Genomic DNA, 7357 nt, shown 5'->3' with positions numbered 1-7357 from the left:
GCCCGCGCCGCCGCCGCGCTGCACGCGCTGCCGCTGCCGCGCGCCGACACCCTGGGCCTGGCCCTGCCCGCCGCCCGGCCCGCCCGGGCCGGCGCCCCGGTCCTCGCCGTCCTGCTCGGCACCACCGCCGTCACCTTCGCCTACGGCCTGGCCGCCTCCCTCCAGCGGATCGAGGACTCCAAGCGCGGCGCCGCCGACGTCACCGTGCTCGCCGTCCCCCCGCCGCTGCCCGGCGCCACCGCCCCCACCGCCGCCCCCGACACCGCGGCGATGGCCGCCGCCATCGCCCACCAGCCCGGCACCGCCGCCTCCTACGGCGCCGCCCAGCGCCAACTCACCGCCGCCGGGGCGCCCGGCACCGTCACCACCACCGCCTACCTCGGCGACTCCTCCTGGGACGCCCGCCCGCTGGTAGCCGGCCAGTGGTTCCACCGGCCCGGCGAGGCCGTCGCCGCCACCCCGCTGCTGACCGCCACCGGCAGCAAGGTCGGCGACACCCTCACCCTCACCGACCACGGCACCCGGCTGACCGTGCGGATCACCGGCGAGGCGTTCGTCGCCGACAGTCAGGACCTCCGACTGTTCACCGACGCGGGCACCCTCACCCCGGCCGAACCCGCCCTGACCGCCGACTACTTCCACATCCGACTCACCTCCGGCACCGCCGCCCACGCCTACGCCGACGCCCTCGCCACCACGCTGCGCCCCACCGGGGCGAGCGTCCGGGCCGGGGAGGACGGCGGGGCCGGCCAGAGCGCCGTCCTGCTGGAGGCGCTCACCGGCCTGCTCACCCTGATGCTGGTCGCCGTCGCCGCCCTGGGCGTCCTCAACACCACCGTCCTGGACACCCGCGAACGCGTCCGCGACCTCGGTGTGGCCAAGGCGCTCGGCATGACCCCCGGCCAGACCACCGTCATGGTGCTCGCCCCCGTCCTGCTGCTCGGCCTGGCCGGCGGCGCCCTCGGCGTCCCGCTCGGCACCCTGCTCCAGCACGCCGTCGTCCCCGCCATGGGCCACAGCGCGGGCCTGCGCCTGCCCGGCAGCGTGGTCGACGTCTACTCCGCCGCCCTGCCGGCCCTGCTCGCCCTCGGCGGCCCCGTCCTCGCCGCCACCGGCGCCCTGCTCCCCGCCACCTGGGCCGCCCGCACCCGCACCACCACCGCGCTGCGCACCGAATAGCCGCGCGTCGAACGACCGTCCCGGGCAAGGCAGTTCGCTCCAGCCGGTCAGCCGGTCAGCCGGTCAGCCGGTCAGCCGGTCAGCCGGTCAGCCGGTCCGTACGGCGCTCTCGCCGCAGGCGCCGTCCTCCCGGCCGGGCCACCGTGGCGCTCGTCGAACAGATGGCCGCCACCTCCCACTGACCCGCACCGAACCGGCGAACCGGCGCCCCCGTGTCCCGGCCCCCTTACTGTGGGCCTGTCGTGCGGTGCCGGACGGCGCGGTGCGGTGCGGATGCGTGCAGGAAGTGCGATGCCCTGCAGGGGCGTTGGGGGTGCGGACGGTGGCTGGGGAAGCGGTGGAGCCGGAGGGCGCGGACCCGCGGACGGAGGCGGAGCTGCGGGCGGCGTGGGCCACGGCGGGGGAACTCGCCGCCGAACTGCACGCCCTGGTGGGCGAGCGGCCCTCGACGGTCTGGACCACGGGCAACGCGGTGCGGGTCTCGGTGCGGCTGCGCAAGCCGCACGGCACCCGGCTCGCGATGTCGGTGCTGGCGGTCCTGGCCCGGGCCGACCGGTACGGGCACCGCAAGGGGCAGGGCCGGGAGCAGCTGTGGCTGGAGATCGGGGGAGTGCCCACCGGGGGCCACGAGTGGTGACCCGCCGCCCCCGGCCTGGGGCCGACCGTAGCCGCTCCCGGCACCCGCCCCCGCCGGCACCCGCCCCCGCCGGGGTCGGGCCCGCCGGGGTCAGGTCAGGGTGCCCAGCTTGTCGGGGTTGGAGACCGCGTGGATGCCGGAGACCAGGTCGCCCTCCGGCGCCAGGTCCAGGACCAGCACCGCGAACGGGCGGCCGAAGGCGGTGAAGGCCACCGCGGGCGCGCCGTTGACGGTCCGCCAGGAGCTCTCCAGGCCGGGGCCGGTCCGCACCGCCAGCGCCGCCAGCAGCCGGGCCACCTTGGCGCGGCCGGTGAGCGGGCGCCGTCCGCCGGGGGCCCGGCCGCCGCCGTCGCCGACCAGGGTCACGTCCGGGGCGAGCAGCTCCAGCAGCGCGGCCAGGTCGCCGCCCAGCGCCGCCGCCAGGAAGCGCTCGGTGACCCGCCGCCGGACGCCCGGCTCCGCCTCGTAGCGGGGACGGCGGTCCCGGACGTGCTCGCGGGCCCGCTTCACCAACTGCCGCACCGCGGCCGGGCTGCGCCCCAGCAGCGCGGCGACCTCGGCCCCGCTGTACCCGAACACCTCGTGCAGCACGAACGCCGAGCGCTCCAGCGGCGACAGCGTCTCCAGCACCACCAGCAGCGCCAGCGACACCGCCTCGGCCCGCTCGGCCGCCAGCGCCGCGTCCCCCGCCCCGCCGTCCGCCCCGTCCGCCGGGCCCACCAGCGGCTCCGGCAGCCACGGGCCGACGTACGTCTCGCGCCGCCGGGCGGCCGCCGCCCGCTGGGCCAGCGCCCGGTTCACCGCGATCCGCACCAGGTACGCCTTCGGGTGCCCGATCTCCCCGGCCGCCGGGTCGGCGGCCCGCGCGGACCAGGCCAGCCAGGTGTCCTGGAGCACGTCCTCGGTGTCGGCGACGCTGCCGAGCAGGTTGTACACCAGCGAGAACAGCAGCTTCCGGTGCTCGGCGTACGCCCGGGCGGCCCCCGCGCTGTCCGCGACGCCCGCCGCGTCCGCCGCGCCTGCCCGTCCCGCCGGGTCCCCGCCCATCCCGCGCCCCCTCGCCGGCCGTTCCGCCGTGCCGTGCCGTGCCGTTCCGTCCGCAACCGTGCACCGAAACCCTGCCACCGAACGCGGCCGTCCGCGCACCGGTGTGACCCGGCTCACTATCGCCCCCGGGCCGGGCGCCCCGTACCCGAACAGCCGTCCGCGCACCTCAAGTAGGCTGAACGCGGCCGGAAATGACGGTGCCACGACGATCCGGGGAGGACCCGGGCCGCCCCGGCGCCCGCCCAGGGGGCCGGCCGACGGGGACGGACACGAAGGACAGGCACAAGTGGACAGCGACAACCGCGCCGACGCCCGAATCGACCAGGACCGGACGGCGGACCGGCCGACCGGACCGGCCCCGACCCCGACCCCGGCAGCGCCCCCGACCCCGGCACCGACCCCGGCAGCGGCGCCAGCCCCGGCCCCGCGGGCGGACGGACCGCGACCGGCGCTCTGGCACTACCGGCTGGACGACGGGCTCGACCCCGCCGGACGGATCCCCGTGCACGCCGTGCGGGGCAGCACCCCGCCCGGCGACGGCACCGACCCCGCGCCCGGCGACGGCTACCGCCCCAACCCGCGCCACGGCCGCCCGCTGCCCGCCCCCGCGCCCGACGGGTCGCCCGCCCCCGGGCTGCCCCCGCTCGGCGCCGGCCGCCACCCCGCCGGGCGCGCCCTGCTCTCCTGGCTGGAGGACGCCCGCGCCCCCCGGCTGTGCCGTCTCACCGGCTCCTCCGGCAGCGGCCGCACCCACCTGCTGACCTGGCTCGCCGCCGCCTGCCCGCCCGACCACCCGCGCCCCGGCCGCCGGGTGCACGCCCTGCTGGACGCCGAGGGCCTGACGGTCCGCTCGGCCACCGCCCGGCTCGCCGACCTGCTCGGCCTCACCGCCGCGGAGCCCGCCGAACTGCTCGAAGCGCTCCAGGACGGCACCCCCCGCACCATCGCGGTCACCGACCTCGACCGGGCCGGCGGCCCCCGGCTGCCCGACCTGCCCGAGCGCCTCGCCCGCGAACTCCTCGTCCCGCTGCTGTCCGTGCCCTGGCTGCTGCTGGTCGTCGAGGCCGCCGACGGCCCCGCCGCCGACGCGCTGACCGCCGCCGCCCCCACCGGCGCCGTCCTCGACCTCGACCAGCCGCAGTGGACCGACCCCGGCAAGTACGCCGCCTGGTGCGCCGGGCTCACCGGCCACCCCGTCGACCCGGCCGCCACCCACCCCAGCCCCGGCCTGGCCCAGCTCGCCGCCCGCACCCCCGACGCCGCCCCCGACCCGGCCCGGCCGCCCGCCGAACGCGCCGCCGCCCTCGCCGCCGCCTGGTGGAAGGCCGTCCCCGACGCGGAGCGCGCCGCGCTCGCCGCGCTGGCCGCCGCCGAGGGCCCGATCAGCACCGAGCTGTGGGCCTCGCTGCCCGGCGCCGACGGCCCCGCGGTCGCCGCCGCCGCCGACCTGCTGCCGCCGCCCCCGGTCGCCGACCGCTGGCGGCTGCGCCCCCAGCAGCTCGCCGATCTGGTCACCGCCGACAGTCCGCCGGTCGACCACGCCGCCGTCATGTGGGGGGTGGCCGCCGGCATCCCCGCCCGCCCCGACGGCGGCCCCGACCTCGCCGCCAGCGACCCCGAACGGCTCGCCCTGCTGGTCCGGCACGCCGTCGCCGAGGACCCGGGCACCCCGATGCTGGCCGAGATCGACCTGCTGCTGCACGCCGAACCCGCCACCGTCACCGCCGCGTTCCAGCTCGCCGAGGACGTCGGGGCGCCGCCCACCCCGCTCGCCGACGCCTGGCACCGGGCCGCCCCCGACCGGGCCGCCACCGCGCACCCCGCCGACCGGGCCGCCGTCCTGCACGCCCACCTCACCGGCCGCCAGGACGAGGCCGCCGCGCACTGCGCCGAACTCGCCCGGCGCACCGACACCCGCTGGCGCGCCGTCTGGCAGCACGTCCCCGACCGGGGCCCGTGCGCCGCCACCCAGGGCCTCGGCCCGTTCGCCGGCCAGTTGCTGCTCGCCGACGGCGCCGGGCTGCACCTCGCCGACCCGGCCACCGGACGGCTCCTCGGCGCCCCCGAACCGCTGGCCGAACCCCACCCGCGGGCCCTGACCGCCACCCCGTTCGGCGGCGCCCTGCTGCTCAACGCCTCCGGCCGGCTGCGCTCGCTCAGGGTGCGCGGCGCCGAGGGCGTCCCGGACGGCGCGCTGGCCGCCCTGGACGCCTGCACCGCCGTCGCCGCCCACGAGGACGTCATGGTGTTCGGCCGCCCCGACGGCCTGATCACCTACAGCGAGGTCTCCACCGGCACCACCCACCAGCCCGAACGCCCGCTGCACGAGGGCCCGGTCACCGCCCTCGACGTGGCCCCCGCCGACGGCGGCAGCCTGGTCGCCAGCGGCGGCGAGGACGGCCGGGTCTGGACCTGGATGCCCGGCCGTCCGCCGCTGCCCGCCCCCGTCGACCAGCGCCCCCGCCCGGTCACCGCCGTCGCCCTCGGCAACACCCCCGCCGGGCTGCTGCTCGCCGCCGCCTGGTCCGACGGCCTGCTCCGGCTGCGCCGCTGGGGCGAGCGGCACCGGGGTGCCGACATCCGCCTCGGCTCGGCGGTCCGCACCCTGGCGGTCACCCCCGACGGCCTGGTCGTCGCCGCGCTGCCCGGCTCGGTGCTCGCCCTGACCCTGGTCGGCTGAGCGGTCGGCCCGGTCGTGTTGAAAGTTGACGGCATCGCCGAGAACTTCAACGAAAGACCGGCTGATTCACCATTTCCGGTTGGTTCCTGATCGAGTTTGAGCAGTGGAAGGACATTGGGCGTCAACGAAGCCGCCGGTCCTTCCCCCTCAACGGATGAATCCTCCTGCGATGCCGCCGAACGCGAACATCGTGAACCGCGAACCAAGTCCGACCGGAAACGAGAAATCGATGTCTGAACACCGTGACGGGGTCGACCACGTGGAGAGGGAGTGCGCCGCCCTCGCCGGGCTGCCCGCGGCCCAGCGGCTGGCCGAACTGGAGAAGCTCTGCCGCCGCACCGAACGGACCCTCGGCCGGGCCGTCCTCGACACCGCCGCCGAGGTCTACGAGCAGGGCCACGACAGCGACCTGCACCGCTCCCCGTACGCCTACGGATACCTGCGCCGCAGCCTCGGCTTCCGCGCCGAACACCGAACGGACGGCTGACCGTTGTACACCTACATGTGCCGCACCCGCTGGGGCGACATGGACGCCTTCGGCCACGTCAACAACCTCAAGGTGCTCCAGTACGTCCAGGAGGCGGTCTACTGCCTGCTGTACGACGACACCGAGGGCCAGGACCTCTTCGAGGACGGGTTCATGATCGCCCGCCACGAGATCGACTACCGCTCCCCGCTCTACCACTGCCCCACCCCGCTGCCCGTGCAGATCTGGGTGGAGCGCCTCGGCCGGTCCTCGATCAGCACCACCTGCGAGGCCCGCCGGCGCGGGCAGATGGTGTTCCAGGCCCGGACGGTCACCGTGCCGACCGACGCCGCGACCCGGCGCAGCCGCCCGCTGCGCGAGGCCGAACGTCAGCACCTCAACCGCTACCGGGTCCGCCCCACCGGCCCCGTCGCCCCCGTCGGCCGCGTCCCCGTGCGCTCCGCCGGCCGGATCAGGGTCCCCGCCCTCGGCGAGCGCGAGCGCGACTACGAGCACGAGTACGGGCGCGAGCGCGCCTGCTGAGCCCGCCCGCCGGGCACCCGTCCCGGACGCTCCACGGGAACACCCTCCCCGCCCCGGGGAGGAGCACCGCCGGCCCCGGCCCGGGTACCCCACCCGGCCCCGGGGCCGGCCCCGTTCCGGCCCGCCGCCACCCCGTCCGCACCGCGCCGACCAGCGGTTTCAACACCGCGACGACTTCAACCGGAGGCCCCCGCCCGCTCCCGCGCGCCGGGCCGCGCCACCCCGATACTGCTGCCGGGAGACCGGGGAACCCGGCGGCGCGGCGGCACCGCGTCCACCGGGACGGTCGCCCGTGCCCTGGTACGTCGTCCGGGCGGCCCCGCGCGCCCGCGAAGCGGAAAGGAACCCATGCCCAACCCTTGCCCGTCCGGCCCGCCCCGCACCTCCGGCCCCGCCGGCTCCGGCACCACCCCCGCGCCCGGCACGAAACCCGCCGCCACCACAGGCGCCGCCACCGCGCTGATCCTGATCCGCCCCGTCCCGGCGGGCCCCGGCGCAGGCCCGGACCCGGTGGACCCGGAAGCCGGGCCCGTCAGCTGACCGGCCCGGCGGGGTCGGGCCCGCCCGGGGCCGGCACCACCGGGAGCGGGGCGGCCCCGCCGGGCGGAACGCCAACCGCCGTGCGCCGCACGGCTCCCGGCTCCGGGGGCGGCTCCGGGACCGGCTCCGGAACCGGGCCCCGGACCTGCGGGGGAACGGGTCGGATCAGCGGGTAGTACGAGGGATCGTTCATGGCCCCAATTGATCACCGCCGCCCCCGCCCGCCAAGCACCCCGCCCGCACGGCTCACCCCGCCGCCGGGCCG

At 78.3% G+C, this 7357-nt stretch carries 7 protein-coding genes; 6 read left to right on the top strand and 1 reads right to left on the bottom strand.

What is annotated here, in order from left to right; translation table 11 throughout:
- A partial coding sequence (locus tag ABD345_RS18420; RefSeq protein ID WP_344553344.1) for an FtsX-like permease family protein occupies nucleotides 1-1179 on the top strand: 1179 nt, incomplete at its 5' end.
- A gap of 322 nt (nucleotides 1180-1501) precedes the next feature.
- Entirely contained in the window at nucleotides 1502-1816 is a 315-nt protein-coding gene (locus ABD345_RS18415; RefSeq protein WP_344553343.1) for a hypothetical protein, read from the top strand.
- Nucleotides 1817-1906: 90 nt separating this feature from the next.
- On the opposite strand, the gene sigJ is transcribed toward ABD345_RS18415, so the two are convergent.
- A complete protein-coding gene (sigJ, locus tag ABD345_RS18410) occupies nucleotides 1907-2863 on the bottom strand; it encodes an RNA polymerase sigma factor SigJ (RefSeq protein ID WP_344553342.1) in 957 nt (318 codons plus the stop codon).
- Nucleotides 2864-3149: 286 nt separating this feature from the next.
- Between sigJ and ABD345_RS18405 the strand changes: the two genes are divergently transcribed.
- From ABD345_RS18405 to ABD345_RS18390, 4 genes are all read left to right on the top strand, one after another.
- Nucleotides 3150-5543: a hypothetical protein gene (locus ABD345_RS18405; RefSeq protein WP_344553341.1), complete on the top strand. Its 2394-nt coding sequence runs from the start codon at nucleotides 3150-3152 to the stop codon at nucleotides 5541-5543.
- A 229-nt stretch (nucleotides 5544-5772) separates the two neighbouring features.
- A complete protein-coding gene (locus ABD345_RS18400; protein ID WP_344553340.1) occupies nucleotides 5773-6030 on the top strand; it encodes a hypothetical protein in 258 nt (85 codons plus the stop codon).
- A 3-nt stretch (nucleotides 6031-6033) separates the two neighbouring features.
- A complete protein-coding gene (locus ABD345_RS18395) occupies nucleotides 6034-6552 on the top strand; it encodes an acyl-CoA thioesterase (protein WP_344553338.1) in 519 nt (172 codons plus the stop codon).
- A gap of 348 nt (nucleotides 6553-6900) precedes the next feature.
- Nucleotides 6901-7092: a hypothetical protein gene (locus ABD345_RS18390; protein ID WP_344553336.1), complete on the top strand. Its 192-nt coding sequence runs from the start codon at nucleotides 6901-6903 to the stop codon at nucleotides 7090-7092.
- The last annotated feature ends 265 nt before the right edge of the window (nucleotides 7093-7357 follow it).

Source organism: Kitasatospora saccharophila (assembly GCF_039529925.1).
Lineage (GTDB): Bacteria > Actinomycetota > Actinomycetes > Streptomycetales > Streptomycetaceae > Kitasatospora > Kitasatospora saccharophila.
The sequence above is the reverse complement of the archived record's forward strand: the minus strand, read 5'-3'. Positions and strand labels throughout refer to the sequence as shown.

What these genes read in the sequence shown, in the direction of transcription:
- ABD345_RS18390 (WP_344553336.1), top strand. Translation starts at nt 6,901, where the DNA reads ATGCCCAACCCTTGCCCGTCCGGCCCGCCCCGCACCTCCGGCCCCGCC.
- ABD345_RS18400 (WP_344553340.1), top strand. Translation starts at nt 5,773, where the DNA reads ATGTCTGAACACCGTGACGGGGTCGACCACGTGGAGAGGGAGTGCGCC.
- sigJ (WP_344553342.1), bottom strand. Translation starts at nt 2,863, where the DNA reads ATGGGCGGGGACCCGGCGGGACGGGCAGGCGCGGCGGACGCGGCGGGC.